General features: G+C 66.8%; 16 protein-coding genes. 8 read left to right on the top strand and 8 right to left on the bottom strand.

The window, feature by feature from the left end; genetic code table 11:
• Positions 1-272 precede the first annotated feature (272 nt).
• From BX604_RS17770 to BX604_RS17755, 4 genes are all read left to right on the top strand, one after another.
• The gene (locus BX604_RS17770; protein WP_098551938.1) at positions 273-1,196 is read left to right on the top strand and encodes a DMT family transporter; all 924 of its coding nucleotides are present in this window, start codon (positions 273-275) and stop codon (positions 1,194-1,196) included.
• A 223-nt stretch (positions 1,197-1,419) separates the two neighbouring features.
• On the top strand, positions 1,420-1,785 hold the full coding sequence (locus tag BX604_RS17765; protein ID WP_143748057.1) for a hypothetical protein: 366 nt from the start codon (positions 1,420-1,422) through the stop codon (positions 1,783-1,785).
• A 100-nt stretch (positions 1,786-1,885) separates the two neighbouring features.
• Positions 1,886-2,641, top strand: coding sequence for an alpha/beta hydrolase (locus tag BX604_RS17760; protein ID WP_179894846.1), 756 nt, complete (start codon positions 1,886-1,888; stop codon positions 2,639-2,641).
• A gap of 31 nt (positions 2,642-2,672) precedes the next feature.
• A complete protein-coding gene (locus tag BX604_RS17755) occupies positions 2,673-3,536 on the top strand; it encodes a glutathione S-transferase family protein (RefSeq protein ID WP_179894821.1) in 864 nt (287 codons plus the stop codon).
• Between the two features lie 62 nt (positions 3,537-3,598).
• On the opposite strand, the gene BX604_RS17750 is transcribed toward BX604_RS17755, so the two are convergent.
• The 4 genes from BX604_RS17750 to BX604_RS17735 form a co-directional block, all read right to left on the bottom strand.
• On the bottom strand, positions 3,599-4,102 hold the full coding sequence (locus tag BX604_RS17750; RefSeq protein ID WP_098551935.1) for a periplasmic heavy metal sensor: 504 nt from the start codon (positions 4,100-4,102) through the stop codon (positions 3,599-3,601).
• Positions 4,099-4,521, bottom strand: coding sequence for a hypothetical protein (locus BX604_RS17745; RefSeq protein WP_098551934.1), 423 nt, complete (start codon positions 4,519-4,521; stop codon positions 4,099-4,101). Before BX604_RS17745 ends, BX604_RS17750 begins: the two co-directional genes overlap by 4 nt.
• Positions 4,518-5,282, bottom strand: coding sequence for an RNA polymerase sigma factor (locus BX604_RS17740; protein WP_098551933.1), 765 nt, complete (start codon positions 5,280-5,282; stop codon positions 4,518-4,520). Before BX604_RS17740 ends, BX604_RS17745 begins: the two co-directional genes overlap by 4 nt.
• 240 nt (positions 5,283-5,522) lie before the next feature.
• Complete coding sequence (locus tag BX604_RS17735) at positions 5,523-5,822, bottom strand: YXWGXW repeat-containing protein (RefSeq protein WP_098551932.1); 300 nt, start codon at positions 5,820-5,822, stop codon at positions 5,523-5,525.
• A 283-nt stretch (positions 5,823-6,105) separates the two neighbouring features.
• Here BX604_RS17735 and BX604_RS17730 point away from each other — a divergent pair, with 283 nt between their 5' ends.
• The gene (locus BX604_RS17730; protein ID WP_098551931.1) at positions 6,106-7,791 is read left to right on the top strand and encodes a purple acid phosphatase family protein; all 1,686 of its coding nucleotides are present in this window, start codon (positions 6,106-6,108) and stop codon (positions 7,789-7,791) included.
• 73 nt (positions 7,792-7,864) lie between these two features.
• Here the strand turns inward: BX604_RS17730 and BX604_RS17725 are convergent, their stop codons facing one another.
• Both BX604_RS17725 and BX604_RS17720 read right to left on the bottom strand, forming a co-directional pair.
• Positions 7,865-8,497 (bottom strand): LysE family translocator, encoded by a 633-nt coding sequence (locus BX604_RS17725; protein WP_098551930.1) that lies wholly within the window; start codon positions 8,495-8,497, stop codon positions 7,865-7,867.
• 130 nt (positions 8,498-8,627) lie between these two features.
• Entirely contained in the window at positions 8,628-9,524 is an 897-nt protein-coding gene (locus tag BX604_RS17720) for a LysR family transcriptional regulator (RefSeq protein WP_098551929.1), read from the bottom strand.
• Positions 9,525-9,852: 328 nt separating this feature from the next.
• Between BX604_RS17720 and BX604_RS17715 the strand changes: the two genes are divergently transcribed.
• The 3 genes from BX604_RS17715 to BX604_RS17705 all read left to right on the top strand — a co-directional run bounded on the left by BX604_RS17715 (position 9,853) and on the right by BX604_RS17705 (position 11,945).
• Positions 9,853-10,701 carry a sulfite exporter TauE/SafE family protein gene (locus BX604_RS17715; protein WP_098551928.1) on the top strand — a complete coding sequence of 283 codons (849 nt, stop codon included), beginning with the start codon at positions 9,853-9,855 and terminating at the stop codon, positions 10,699-10,701.
• A 418-nt stretch (positions 10,702-11,119) separates the two neighbouring features.
• Positions 11,120-11,374 carry a hypothetical protein gene (locus tag BX604_RS17710; RefSeq protein ID WP_027791787.1) on the top strand — a complete coding sequence of 85 codons (255 nt, stop codon included), beginning with the start codon at positions 11,120-11,122 and terminating at the stop codon, positions 11,372-11,374.
• 271 nt (positions 11,375-11,645) lie between these two features.
• The gene (locus BX604_RS17705; RefSeq protein WP_098551927.1) at positions 11,646-11,945 is read left to right on the top strand and encodes a DUF4148 domain-containing protein; all 300 of its coding nucleotides are present in this window, start codon (positions 11,646-11,648) and stop codon (positions 11,943-11,945) included.
• A 123-nt stretch (positions 11,946-12,068) separates the two neighbouring features.
• Here BX604_RS17705 and BX604_RS17700 read toward each other — a convergent pair whose 3' ends face one another.
• Both BX604_RS17700 and BX604_RS17695 read right to left on the bottom strand, forming a co-directional pair.
• On the bottom strand, positions 12,069-13,844 hold the full coding sequence (locus tag BX604_RS17700; protein ID WP_098551926.1) for a diguanylate cyclase domain-containing protein: 1,776 nt from the start codon (positions 13,842-13,844) through the stop codon (positions 12,069-12,071).
• Complete coding sequence (locus BX604_RS17695; protein ID WP_098552945.1) at positions 13,841-14,974, bottom strand: extracellular solute-binding protein; 1,134 nt, start codon at positions 14,972-14,974, stop codon at positions 13,841-13,843. The genes BX604_RS17700 and BX604_RS17695 overlap by 4 nt, the downstream gene beginning before the upstream one ends.
• Positions 14,975-15,077: the final 103 nt, after the last annotated feature.

Raw genomic sequence — 15,077 nt, 5'->3', positions numbered from 1 at the left:
CTCGCGATGCGTACCCGTGTTTAACGGACGGCAGCGGGAAATCCGTCGCCGGGCGGCTCAATATTTTTTCTGCGTTGCACCGGGCGCGCATGCCTTGCTGTTTGCTTTCAAACGACAGCTTGAATTCGCCGGACCATGCACGGCGCGTATTGCCAGGGATCGCGCAGCGATGATGTCGCGATCCACCGTCGCGATGCCGATTGTGTTCTATCTACCCGTTTGCGCTCCTGATTAACTGACGATCACTCTCGTTAGCCGACACGGCGGGCGCCATGAAACTGACCAGGATCGCTTTCGTTCTCCTCGGCCTGATCTGGGGATCCAACTTCATCTACATGAAATGGGCGGCTGCGTGGATCACCCCGATGCAGATCGCCTTCCTGCGCGTCCTGTTCGGCTTCCTGCCGCTGGCGTTCGCCGCGTGGCGGCAGCGCGCGATTCATCGAAGCCAGGCGCGGCATTTGCCGCACTTTTTCGTCATGGCTGCCGTCGCGACGGCGTTCTACTACGTGGCCATCGTGAAAGGCACGGCGCTGCTGCCGTCGGGAATCGCGGGCGTGCTGGGCGGCTCGATCGCGATCTTCACCGCGATCTTTTCGCTGCTGTTCCTTCGAACCGAGAAAATGAACGGGCTGATGGCAGCCGGGGTCGTCGTCGGTTTCGCCGGCATCGTGCTGATCGCGCGCCCGTGGGAAGGCGCGGGCAATCCGGTCGATCCCGCCGGCGTCGCGTGGATGCTGGCCGGCGCAATCATCCTCGGGCTGTCGTACGTCTACGTGAAACGCTTCCTGTCGCCGTTCGGCCTGCAACCGCTCGCGCTGGTGACGTGGCAGATGGGCCTGGCGCTGCTGATCCTTGCCGTGCTGACCGACTTCACCGGGATCGAGCGCATCTTTCACGACTGGCGTGCCGCGTCCGGTGTCGCGATCGGGCTCGGCCTGCTGGGGACCGGCGTCGCTTACCTGCTCTATTACTTTCTGCTGCAGGAACTCGGGCCGGTTGCGGCGTCGGGTTCGACGTACATCACGCCCACGGTTGCACTCCTGATCGGCTGGGTGGCCGGCGAACGCGTGGGCGTGCTGGAAGTGAGTGCGATCGCGCTGGTGCTCGTCGGTATCGCGATGTTGCAGATCGGCCGGCAACGATCGGCGCGCGACATCGAACGATCGGTACGCGCCACGCACGTGCGAACCTGAAGCCGGTTGCGGTTGCGCCGCGGCAGCGCGCGAATCGCGTTGAGATGGATACAGCGATTCGACTGATGGATGCGCCGAAATCGACAGCCCGCGAAACGCGGCCCGTTGCCCGCTTGCCCTTCCCTCAAAGCCATCTAGACTCAAAGGAATGTGCCGACCGCGCGTCACGCGAGTTTCGTCGTCTCGCCCCGGAGCCATGAACCGGCACAACCGGAGACCGACCATGACCAAGCTGCTCGCCCTGTTGCTGCTGTCTCCCGCCATCGTTCTTGCCGATCCGGCGGCATTTCCCGAAGGCTCCTCCGCGCCGAGCGCATCGGACATCCAGCAACGCCTGTCCGGCAAGGCATTCGACATCAAACTGGCGGACGGCACGCAATGGCATGTCCAGTACGGCAATAGCGGCGACTACGATTTCAAGTCGAGCCAGGGATTTGCCGATCACGGCGACTGGAAAGCCGAGGACGGCAAGATCTGCAGCAAGGGCCGCAAGATTCCGTACTCGTGCAACGACGTGCGTGTGAAAGGCGACGATCTCTACCTGAAGCGCGACAACGGCGAAATCATTCAGTTTGTCGAATCGCATTGAACGCGGCGCATCGCGTCGAAGTCCTGACATGATCCTGACGATGCGATGTCACCGCGCACCACCGTTCTGGACATGCGCGTGGCTGCTCGCCATCGCGTTGATGCTGCACGATCACGCGGCTTGCGCGCAAAACGCGCCCAGGGTCGTCGACATTCCGACGCGCCCCGACGTCACGCAACGGTTTCTTTTCATCGCGCCGGAAGCACCGAAGGCCGCAGCCATTCTTTATGCCGGCGGACATGGCGGACTGCAGCTGGACGCGTCCGGTGGATTCGGATGGGGGAAAGGCAATTTCCTGGTCCGCACCAGAATGCGGTTCGTCGACGACGGCATTGCCGTGGCGGTCATCGACGCACCGAGCGACCGGCAATCCGCGCCCTATCTCGACGGCTTTCGTCTGTCGCGCGAGCATGCCGACGATGCGCGCGCCGTGATCGCCTGGTTGAGGGCGCAACTGCACGTACCGGTCTGGCTGGTGGGAACGAGCCGCGGCACGCAATCCGCCGCGGCGATTGCCATCGCACTCGCCGGCGACGGCGGGCCCGACGGTATCGTGCTGACGTCCACGATCCTCCGTGACGATCGCGGCGGCCACCCGGTCACGAGCATGGATCTTGCCGGCCTGCGGATTCCGGTGCTGGTCGTGCACCACGAGAAGGATGCCTGCAAGTATTGTCCGGTCTCGGAAACGGATTCCCTGATGAAGAAACTGGATCAATCGCCGAAAGCCGACCTGATGATCGTCACGGGCGGCACGTCGCGCGGCGATCCCTGCGAAGCGTTCAGCTATCACGGCTTCAATGGCGTGGAGAGCGGCGTGGTCGATGCGATCTCCGCATGGATACTTGCACGCTGAGCGCAACGGTCGCGCATGCCGTCGAAACGACATGGCACGCGCGACCCGATCGTATCCGTGCCTTTGCCCCCACAGCAAAGGCACGCGCGGCCCATTCCATGCGAGGGCGCTTTCGATGACCCGCGATAATGCTCGTCTTGCCGTGTTGATCACGATGCCGCACAGCCACTACAGCGAAAAAGCGCGCTGGGCGCTCGACCGCCTCGCGCTGCCGTATCGGGAAACGCCGCATGCGCCGCTGCTGCACCGGTTGGCGACGAAACGCAATGGCGGCAGCAGCGTGCCGTTGCTGATTCATGACGGCGCGCGGTTCATCGATTCCACCGATATCCTGATGCACCTCGATGCCGTCTGCGGCGGCGACGTGCTGTATCCGCGCGATGCGGGGCTGCGACAGGAAGTCGAAGCGCTGGAGACGCAATTCGACGACGTGCTGGGCCCGCATGCGAGGCGTTGGGCCTATGCGCAATTGCTGCCCGATCGCCGGCTGTTGCTGCACGTGATGACGCGCGGCGTGCCGCGGTTCGAGGCGGTGTCGTTGCCGGTCATCATGCCGGGCGTCGTAAGGCTCATTCGTGCGGCACTCAGGATTACACCGGAAAGTGCGGCGCGCTCCATCGAGCGGGTGCGAGTGCTCTTCAAGGAAGTCGACGGGCGGCTGGGCGACGGTCGACGCTTTCTCGTCGACGACCGCTTCACGGCGGCCGACCTGACATTTGCGGCACTTGCCGCGCCGGCGCTCTTTCCCGCCGAGTATCGCGCTGCCTACCCGGCGCTCGATGAGGTGCCCGCGACCATGCGCGATGAAGTGTTGCGGCTGCGGGATACGACGGCCGGCAGGTTCGCGTTGCGCCTGTATGTGGAAGAACGCGACCGTCTCCATGCGGGTTCCTGACCGGGGCAACGCGAATCCGATGTCGCGCGTCACGAACCCGACGCGTTGCCACGCCGCGCTGCTTACTGATTCCCCGCTTCGCCCTGCTTCTTCTGCAATTTCGGCGGCAGCCGCCAGTTCCCGCTGCGCCGCAACCCGTCGACGAACTTCGCGCGCTCATCCGGCGTCAGCGTCGCCGCAAAATCGACGACACTGCGCTCGACCTGCCCGCGCAACGCGGTATCGGCCGCACGCGTACGATCGAGCGCGGCGTCGATCGCCGCGCGATCGAGCTGCGGCGCGGCCAGCAAATCCAGCACGGTGATCCGGCCATCGCGCCCCTCGCGCGCGAAATCCCGGCCGTCCTTGCGCGCGGCCTTCAGCGCCGCGGCAAATTCCCGCTGGCGCGCGTCGGTCAATTCGTCCGCGGCAAAACGCAGCGCGGTGTGCTGCGCAGGCATGCCGGCCACATGCAGGCCGCGATGTGTCGAGAACCACTGATACGCGCCGCCGCCGATCGCGCCGAGCATGAACACGTTCAGCACGACGGAACCGATGAGGATCAATTTCCAGCCGCGTTCGCTCATTCGTCGCCTCCGTCGATGCTCGGCCCGCCGAACGTCGTCGTCAGGTAGCCGGGTTCGTGCTGCGAGACCGGCGCGCTGCCGAGCATCAGCATCGACACCGCAACGGCGCCCGCCAGCGCACCGGCCAGCCCGACGCCCGCGAACGCCGCGCCCGACCACCACACGTTGCCGCGCCGCCGCCGCGCACGCTGGGGCGCGGGTGCCGTCGCGACAATGCGCTCGACGAGCGCCGGCGCGGGCGGCGCAACCGTGTCGTGCGTCAGCCACGCATCGAGTTCGGCCGCATCGTCGAGCGCCTCCAGCGCGTCGCGCGGATGCGCCTGTGCCCACGTTTCGGCCGCCGCACGTTCGTCTTGCGGCCAGCGCCGCGCATCCGAGCCGTACGCGGCGACGATGGTACGGAATCGTTCGGGTGTCATCGCAAGTCCTCGCTAGGTGGGTCGCCGGCCAGTTGCGCGCGCAGGTTGCGCCTCGCGCGCGCGAGCAGGCTTTCCAGCGCATCGACGGTGATGCCCATCAGGTTGGCCGCTTCGATGTTCGACATTTCCTGATAGTACTGGAGCACGAGCGCTTCCCGCTGCCTCGGCGGCAACGCGGCGAGCGCGTCACGCACGCGCGCGTCGCGCGAGCGCAACTCCGCACGCGCGGCCGGCTCGGGTTGCGTGTCGGGCACCTCGGGCAGCGTGTCGACCAGCTCCTCGCGCCGCCCGCGCAAGCGGTCGTAGCAGAGGTTCAGCACGACGCGATGCAGCCACGTGTCGAAGCGCGCCTCGCCTTCCCGCCAGCGCGGCGCGTGATTCCAGATCCGCAGGAAGGTTTCCTGCGCAACGTCCTCGGCTTCGGTGCGGTCGCCGAGCATGCGCGTCGCCAGCGCGAGCAGTCGCGGCAGCTTGCGGGCGACGAGCACGCGCACGGCCGACGCGTCGCGCGCGCCGACCCGGGCGACGAGTTCCGCGTCCGGATCGCCGTCGCTCAACGCAGGCTGCTCCGCCGCGTGCCGCGCGTACGCCGCACTGTGCCGGCGGGTGTCTCCGCCGTCCGGATGAAGCTCATCGTCGTGCTCTCCTTGCATGCGTCGGGCCGGCGCCGCAGGGCGCCACGCGGACGGTTCGGCAGCGCGTGATGCGCCGCGCCCGATGTCGGCACGGTCGGCTTCATCGACATCCGGCTCGAACCGCATATCGATCCTGTCGATCGCGCGCCGGGCGCCGCGACCTGCGGCAGCCGGCCGGCGCGATCAATATACGACGACCGGCGCGGGCCGGTAATAGGCCGGACGCGCCGGCACCACGACGCAGCCGGCCAGCACGATGGCCGCGGCCGCCAGTATCACGATGGTTCGGAAAGGCATGGTTGGACTCGTGTCGTTTGGACGAAATCCCGCCGCGCCGGCGCTGCACGCCGCGCGACACCGTGTGCATCACGCCCAGTGGCCCGGCACCCAGCGCCAGCCGGGGCCGCGCGGGGCCCAGTGTCCGGGCACCCAGTGATAGCCCGTGCGCACCGTCTGCCAGTGTCCGCCGACCCACACGTAGCGGCCCTGCCGCCAGCGCCAGTGACCGTGATCCCACACATAGCCGGCACGCGGGGCCGGCACGACCTCGACCCGCGCCGGCGGCGGTGCGACCGGCGCGACGATGACGGCCTGCGCGAATACGGCGGACGTCGCCAGCGCAGCCGCGCAACCGGCAGCAAATCGCAATGAGATGGAAAGTTTCATGAAAGGCTCCGAAGCGTCAGGCTCGGCCGGAAGCGGCCGTTCATTTCCTTGAACGACGCGTGCCGAGGAAATCCGTCGCGCCATCGGCAAATAAATTTCCGCCGCGCTGAACGCACCCATGGATGCGCGCGACGCGTTGTTTACCGTCTGTCACAACCCGGCAAAACTGCCCTTCGACAATGCGTATCACCGGGATCCCGCTCGTTTCCGGCCCACGCCCCGGCCGCGCATGCGCCGGCCGGGCGGTTCCTCATCTCGCGTCCCTATCAACGAAAATACGATCATGTCGAACCCGGACACCTTCTCCGCCGAGCCGAACGAGCCGGCCGCTTCCGTATCGCGTCGCGGCTTCCTGAAACTGGCCGGTGTGTCGAGCCTCGCCACCGCCGCGGGCGGGCTTGCGGCCGCCCGTGCCGCCACGTCGAACCCGGACGGCACGCCCGAACAGGTGCATCTGACGTGGGGCAGCGACCCGACGTCCGAAGTCGCGATCTCGTGGGTGTCGCTCGCGCCGGCCGTCAATCCGCGCGCGCGCATCGTCGCCGACGGCGAGCCGGCACACACCGTGCACGGCGTGCAGCGTCTCTATACCGACGGCCTGAACGGCGAGACCGTGTTCACGTATCACGCCCGCGTGCACGGGCTGAAGCCGAACACGCGCTACCGCTACGAGCTGACGGCCGACAACGACAGCAATGCCGCGCAGCCGTTCTCCGCCACCTTCACGACCGCGCCGCGCGGCCGTGCGCCGTTCCGCTTCACGAGCTACGGCGACCTCGCGACGCCGAATGGCGCATGGGTGCTGTCGTCGCCGCAAAGCCGCTTCGCGGTGCAGGCCGTCGAGCAGTTCCAGCCGCTGTTCCACCTGCTGAACGGCGACCTCTGCTACGCGAACCTGAACCCCGCGCATCAGCCCGAGGTGTGGCGCGACTTCGGCAACAACAACCAGACCTCGGCCGCGAATCGTCCGTGGATGCCCTGCCCGGGCAATCACGAGATCGAGTTCAACAACGGCCCGCAGGGCCTCGACTCGTATCTCGCGCGCTACACGCTGCCGGAGAACGGCACGCGTTTCCCGGGCCGCTGGTACAGCTTCCGCGTGAGCTCGGTGCTGTTCATCTCGCTCGACGCCGACGACGTCGTGTATCAGGATGCGGCCGCGTTCGTCGGCGGCCCGGATCCGCTCGTGCCTGCCGCGAGCACCGGCCGCCCGCCGATCGCGCCGGGCACGTCGTTCTACGTGCGCGGCTACAGCAACGGCGAACAGACGCGCTGGCTCGAGCACACGCTGCGTCACGCGTCGCACGATGACGACATCGACTGGATCGTCGTGCAGATGCACCAGGACGCGCTGAGTTCGTCGAAGACGGGAAACGGATCGGACAAGGGCATCCGCGAGGCATGGCTGCCGCTGTTCGATCGCTATGGCGTCGATCTCGTGCTGTGCGGTCACGATCACGACTACGAGCGCAGCTACCCGGTGCGCGGCTGCAATCACCGCGCGGGTGTCGATGCGTCGACCGGCGAAGTCGTCGAGACGCTGCAGCCGCGTCCGGTCGGCACGACCGATCCGGCGCGCACGACGTTCGACACGAGCCACGGCACGATCCACCTGATCCTCGGCGGCGGCGGCACCAGTGCGCCGCTCGACGTGTACGGCGAGAATCCGGCGACGGGTTATGCGCAGGCGAAAATCTTCACGAAGCCGAACCGGCCGGTGCCGGGCACTGCCGCGAACACGTTCGTGCGCCAGGGCGCCGATGCGCTCGAGGACGCGATCTGGTCCGCGCGCCGCGATACCGGCACGGGGTACGGGATCGCCGTGTTCGACCACGATCCGGGCAAGCCGGGCGGCCAGACGACGATCACGATGCGCTACTACCACGCACCGGGTGCGGATCAGCAACCGACCGCGCAATACGAACTGTTCGAGACGATCGAGCTGAGCAAGCAGCGACGCGGGCATTGATGCACCGGTCGCCCGCTGCGCGTGATGGCGTGGCGGGCGATGGGTGGCTCCCGCATCACCCAGGCGCCTTCGTCTAGCGTCGCGATTCCAGCGCGATACGCACGGCCAATCCGGCCAGCACCGTCCCCATCAGCCAGCGCTGAGCCCGCGCCCACACCGGCCGCCCGGCAAGAAACCCCGCGATCGCGCCGGCCATGCACGCGATCAGCGCATTGACGCAGATGCTGACCGCAATCTGCACGCAGCCCAGTGCCACCGATTGCGTCAGCACGCTGCCATGCCCCGGTGAAATGAACTGCGGCAGCAGCGACAGATACATCACCGCGATCTTCGGGTTCGCGAGGTTCGTCACGAAGCCCATCGCAAAGAGTTTCGCGCCGCTGTCATGCGGCAATTGCCGGACCTGGAACGCCGAGCGGCCGCCGGGCTTGAGCGCATTCCACGCGAGATACAACAGGTACAGCGCCCCGCAAAAGCGCAATGCGTCGTATGCATACGGCACGGTCAGCACCAGTGCGGTGATGCCGAACGCCGCGCAGAACATGTAGAACACGAACCCCAGCGCCACGCCGCCGAGCGACACCAGCCCCGCGCGGCGGCCCTGGCAGATCGAACGCGAGATCAGGTAGATCATGTTCGGGCCGGGCGTCAGCACCATGCCGAGCGACACGAGTCCGAATGCAATCAGGGTGGGCAAGGCCGGCACGGCAGTCTCCTTCGAGGCTATGGAAATGGAATCAGCGGCGAGTGTCCACAATGTATTGCATGTCGATACACGTCAGCATGAATAAATTGCAAGCCCCTCATGAGCGCGTTTCATCGCGCTGCGCCCCTCGTTACTTGCTCTTTTTCGCCCGCGTCCGGGTCGCCTTGCCTGCCTTGGCGCGCTGCGCGTCGACCAGCTTCACGAATTCATCGGCGACCGCGTTGCCGGTCGCATTCCACGCCAGGCGCACCGAACGACGCAGCCTGGGCGACAGCTCGAGCACCCGTCCGCCGAATCGCGTGTAGCTCAACGTGATGCGCGGGACGATCGACACGCCCATTCCCGCCTCCGCCATCGACAGGATCGTCCGCATCTCGACCACGTTGAATGCGGCTCGCAGCGCCGCACCGTTGCGGGCGAAGTAATCCGCGATGACCGGCCCGCATCCGGCTTTCGAGAAAATGAACGGCGCCGCCGACAACACTTTGGCCGACACGCTCTTGCGGCCGTCGAACGTGTCGTGCGCGGCCACCGCGACAAAATCCTCGTCGAGCAGCGGCAGGTTGTGCGCGAACGTCTTGGTGCCCGCCACCACGCCGATGTCGGCCGTGCCGTCGTCGATCCACCCTTCGACTTCCGCGTCCGTCCCTTCGAGCAGCACCGCCGTCACCCCCGGATGCCGCTCTTTCAGCGTCTCCAGCGCAGGCACGACGAACGCCAGCGATACGCTCGGCAGCGACGCGACCACCAGCCGCCCTTCGAGCTTGCCGCGCGACAGGCTGCACTGCTGGCGCAGCGTCTGCGCTTCGCGCACGACGTTCTGCACGTACGGCCACAGGCGTTCGCCCGCCGCGGTCAACACGACCGGCTGCCGGTCGCGCAACAGCAGCTTGACCTCGGTGAGCGCTTCCAGTTCGGTCAGCGCGTGGCTGATCGCCGACTGGCTGCGACTGAGCCGATCGGCCGCCGCCGTCAGCGAGCCGAGTTCGACTACCGCTGCCAGTGCCTGCAACTGCGCAAGCGTCATCTCGCCTCCTCTCGTTTCGATACATGCATGTTTCACATGTCAGGGTCGCACATCATGAATCGAATTGTAGCGACCGGCGGCAACGACAGGCAGCGGTCGCCGATGCCCCGCGCCGTGCTCGGGTAAGATTCAGCCTCGAACCGTGTTCCGTGCTGTCGAAGGGGTGTTCGTCCGCTGCGATCCAGCCGGCGTAGACCGACGGCCGGACCGCGACAATCGGGCGACCGGTTCGATTCCAGACCAAACAACAACTGCGTGCCGAGCCGCACGCGCCGGCAGCGGACGCGCTCGATCGCGCCGCCGCCGGTTATGTCTCGACCTGCTTCCGATGACTCATTTCGATCTCACTGAAGGTGTGCTGGTTTCCAGCCTGCATGGGCTTGCGCTGCTCGATCTCGTCGGCATCGCCGTCGCGCTGCTGCTCGGCGGCATGGTCAAGGGGATCACCGGCATCGGCGTGCCGCTCGTCGCGATGCCGATCCTCAGCCAGTTCCTGCCGATCCGGCATGCGGTGCTGCTGCTGTCCATGCCGATCATTCTCGGCAACATCCCGCAAGCGCTCGAAGGCGGCGAAGTGCTGGCCACCGCCCGCAAGATCGCCGCACCGATCGTCGGCACCGTGATCGGCAACGTCGTCGGGGTTGCGATTCTCCTTTCGCTGAACGCCGGGCACGCGCAGGCCGCGTCGGGCGCGCTGCTGATCGTCGCCGCGACGCTGATGCTGAGCGCGCCGAAGCTCAACCTGCCGCCCGCGTGGCAGAAGCCCGTCGGCTTCGCGCTCGGGTTCGGCGCGGCGCTGATGGAGAGCATCGCATCGGTGCCGGGCCCGCTGCTCGCCACCTACCTGATTTCGTCCGGCGCGACCGGCCGGGTCTTCACGAAGCAGATCGCGATCATCCTCGTCGTGTCGATCGTCACGCTGATCACGACGTTCGGCGGCGCCACCCACGCGAGCGGCGCCGACCTCGCGGTTTCCGCGCTGGCCAGCCTGCCGGCCATCGCCGGCATGTGGCTGGTTCGCCCGCTGCGAGACCGGATGTCGCCGCGCATTTTCCGGACCGTCGTGCTGCTGTTCGTGCTCGTCGCCGCGTCGCAGATGATCTGGAAGTCCGGCGTCTTCCGCCACGCGGCGGCGCCTGCAGCACAGATGGACACAGGGCACGCCGGCAAGCAATGACGCCGGCGACGCCGCCACGGCTCCCCGACTGCAAGAAATCGCGCATGCGTTCTGAAAGCTGCGAAGCGTAGTATTCGCGGACCTGACGTACCGCGCCCGACTCGATGAGAACGAGCCGGCGCCCGGTATCGACATGGCTACTTGCCGGCCGACACCCCCGTCGGCGACGGCACGTTTTTCAAAGGCGCGAAATGGAAACATGGGTGTTGCTGGGCTGCGGGTTCGGTCTCGGTTTGCTGATTGCCATCTGGGGGATCTGGTCGCTCAAGTGAAGGCAGGTGCGGCGAAGTTTTCGCCACGACGCCTGCATCGGCACGACGCTCGCCGGTGCGCTCCCGTAGCCGCGCCGCCCCCGCCATCCTGTTCCTTTCCGCCGTCGCTCCCCGCCCCATTCCCCAAGACGCGTTAGACTGTCCGGATGGAACAATGCCGTTATTGCCAGAGAATCCGCGATGAATGGGATTGCCACGGGGACGAATGCCGCCGTGCGATCGCGAAGGCACTGCGCCGACAGCGCGCGGGCCTGCCGATGGTGCCCGATCGCATCCGCAACGAATTGCCGTCCGGCGCGCCGACCCAGCAGGTGATCGCGGTCCTGTCGCGCCAGCGCCTGCGCGCGCGCCGCGGCAACGAGGAACGCCGCGAGCGCAAGGAAATCGACGACGACGTCTGATCCGGCGCCCGGCCCCCGAGTCCCGCCCCGTCTACCGGCGCCCCGCCGGATGTCCGTCCGCGCACGGCGGATCGCGGCCTTCCCGCCCCTCACTTGCAAATCCCGCAATAGCGATTGGGGCCAGACCGATCTTATCCCGGTATTATTGCCTCGCCTGCAAGGATCTTTCGCTGGAATACACGTTTACCCTAGGTCCACCGAAGCCTACGATGTAATCAATCGCTTACGACATGGTGTCGACGGCGAAGTCAATAAAACATCGGAGGTCATCATGAAATCGCTCGTTTCCGCAGTTGTCGCCGCTGTCGCCCTGTCCGCCTCGTTCGGCGCCTTCGCCCAAAGCACCGTGACCCGCGCCCAGGTGCGCAGCGAACTCGTCCAGCTCGAAAACGCCGGCTACAAGCCGAGCCAGTCGAGCCCGTACTACCCGGCCGACATCCAGGCTGCGCAAGACCGCGTGCATGGCGCAGACGCCACCGGCTACGGCGCACAGCCGGCCCCGGTTGTCCAGGGCGGCGCGCCTGCCGTCAAGGTGCAGAGCGCACACGACTCGGTCTACTTCGGCCACTAAGCCTGTCGCTACCGCGCGCGTCGCGCGCGGTTCGCCCGAATGCAAAGAGCCCGTCCTGCGACGGGCTCTTTGCGTTTACGCCGCGACGAGCCAGCGCACCCGCCAACCGTCAGCCATCAGCCATCAGCCGGCGCCGCCCGACGCAATGCGCCCGTCCGGCTCCGTGCCGAGCACGCCGCCCAACAGCTCCTGATAACGCACGCACATGCGCTGCGCGGATGCCTTCGCCGCATACATCGCCGCATCGGCCTTCACGAGCAGTTCCTCGGCCGACGCGCCGTCGACCGGATACTCACTGACGCCGATGCTTGCGCCGACGGCCACGCGCCTGTCGCCGAATTCGAGCTCCTCGGCCATCACGAGCTGGATACGCGACGCGATATCGCCGATCACCGCAGACGAGCGCAAGTCGGAAATCAGCACGACGAACTCGTCGCCGCCGAGCCGCGCGGCCATGTCGCCGCTGCGCAGCACCTGGCTCAGCCGCTTCGCGACGGCGACGAGCGTCCGGTCGCCGGCCGCGTGTCCGTGCTGATCGTTGATCTGCTTGAAACGGTCGAGGTCGACGAACATCACGGCCAGCCCTTGCCGCACCGCAGCCGCATGCCGGATCGCCGCGTCGAGATGCTCCATGAAGAGCAGCCGATTGGGCAGCGCCGTCAGCGGATCATGGCCGGCGAGGTGCGTGAGCTCCTGCTGCTTCGCGCGCAGCATCGACACCTGCGTGCGGATCTCGACACGCATGCTGTCGAAGCAGCGCGCGAGCACGCCGATCTCGTCCGAACGCGCAACGGGCAGCCGTTCGGCGGCCGGATCGTCGAACACGTGCGTCGCGGCGCGCGCGAGCATCTGCAGCGGCCGCGTGATCGCGCGCGCGAACAGGATCGCGAGGATCACCGCCATCACGCTCGAGATGAGCACCATCCGGATGATCCGGTCACCGAGGATCCCGGCCGGCGTCAGCACGTCGGCGAGCGGCCGCCCCATCCCGAGCACGACGAAGCGGTTGCCCTCGTTTTTGCCGAACGGCGTGCGCACGAACGCGAACATCTGGCCCGGCGCCTCGTCGGGCCGCCGCAGGCCGTTGAGCGTCACGCTCGTGCGCGCGCCGGCAAACAGCGTACGGGTGGCGGCAAAGCTGTCCTGCATCAGCACGCGCCGCCCGCGATCGAAGCCGAACGTCTGCGACGGATCGGGATGCACGAGGAAGTCGCCCCACTCGCTCGCGAGATACACCGAGTAGTCCGGCGGCAGATCGCGTTCGAGTCGCTCGAACATGCGCGACAACGCGACGTCGACGATCAGCGCGCCGACGATCCGGCCGGACGTATCGACGACCGGCGTCCCCACGCGCAGGATCGGCAGCCCTTCAGCCGCATGCGAACCGGTCTCGTGATTGATCACGATCGGCGACAGATAGATGTGGCCGGGCGCGGTCGCGAGCGTATCGAACACGTAGGAAAACTGCCCCTTCTCCTGGAACGCGCTTTCGGGCAACACGACGACGCCGCGCGTGTCGCGATCGACGCGAATGCGCTCCAGCCCGAAATGTCCGCTCGCGATCAGGCGAATCTGCAGGTATTCGGGGTGATTCCTCATGAAGCTGTAGTACACCTGCTCGAGCCGCGTGCGCGGCCCGCGCTCGGTGTGTTCGTCGCGCGCGACGAGCGACGACGACGGCAACTGCGCGAGCACGAGCGCATCGTCGGCGACGTCGGCCAGTGCGGTCGTGAAGCGTTGCCCGAGCAGTTGCGTCGACATCAGCAGGCTGTGCTGCGCTTCGTCCACGAGCATCGTGCGGTTCGCGCGATACGCGTAGTAGCCGGTCGTGCCGGACGCGATCACGCCGATGCACGCGAACAGCACGGACAGCTTCGACGTCAGCCCGAGCCGGATCATTTTTCGAAGCGCTCCGGGCGATCGCCCGACACGATGCGGCTCCACAGCGACTCGCGCCGCGCGATGTCCTCGACCGGCTGGATCCACACGAGATGCGGATGCCAGGCCGCGAGACCGGGCGGCGGTTCGAGCGTGTTCGCGAGCCCCTGGCGTTCGGTCAGCAACGTGCCGATCGCCGGTTCGAGCATATAGTTGATCCACGCGAACGCGAGGTCGCGACGCTCCGCACCGCGCGTGACCGCCCAGCAGTCGAGCCACGCGAGCGCGCCCTCGTCCGGAATCACGTAGCCGACATCCACGCCGGCGCGACGCAGCAGTTCGACCTGCTGCGTGCCGTAGTTGCCGAACATCAATGCCGCGTGATGCTGGACGAACAGCGCGGTCGCCTCTTCCGGGAGCGTGTAATACGTGAGCAGGTTGCGACGCAGGTCGATGAGCTTGTGCGTGACGGCCAGCGTCTGCGCGCGCGACAGGTGGAACGGGTCGGGATAGCCGAGTGCGAGTGCGGTAAACGAGAAGTTGTGCTGCGCGCTGTTGAAGTCGAGCACCCTGCCGCGGTAGCGGGGATTCCACAGTTCAAGCATCGAGCGCGGCGTGGCCGCCACCTGCTTGCGATCGTAGATGAGGCCCATCGACGAATACGTGAACGGAATCCCGTACGTCGAGCCGTCATGCACGAGGCCGCCGATCGCCGCAACGTGCTGGAAGTTCGGCAGTTGCCGCCGGCGGTTCGGGATCCGCGACAGGTCGATCGGCGCGAGCAGGCCTTCGTGCGCATACCGCTGGATCTCCGCCGTGTTGGCCGCGAGCACGTCGTACGGCGGCGGAAACGCGCTGTGCATGCGGGTCCAGAGCGCTTCGTCGGAATCGACGAACGTCACTTCCACATGCACATGAAATTGCGTCTCAAATGCATCCACCACATCCTGGTCCGCGTAGCCCGGCCACGCGAGCACGCGCAGGATGCTGTCGGCCGCCATCCCGGCCGACGCCGCGGACGCGGCCCACGCCGGCACGCAGAATGCGCCAAGCGCCACCATGACGAACAGTCGACGCAAAACACGGCGCACACGCGAACGCGTGCCGATCCCCCTGCCCAATAGCTCCCCGTCCGTATTCCCCGGCTGCATTCGATTGTCCTTTTTCGAGCCGATGCGGATCGTGCAACGAAACCATAAAAAGCCCGCGTACGCAATCGGCACAAGCCGCACAAACAGCACGAATACAAGCACC

Source organism: Burkholderia sp. JKS000303 (assembly GCF_002563755.1).
Taxonomy (GTDB): Bacteria; Pseudomonadota; Gammaproteobacteria; order Burkholderiales; family Burkholderiaceae; genus Burkholderia; species Burkholderia anthina_B.
The sequence above is the reverse complement of the archived record's forward strand: the minus strand, read 5'-3'. Positions and strand labels throughout refer to the sequence as shown.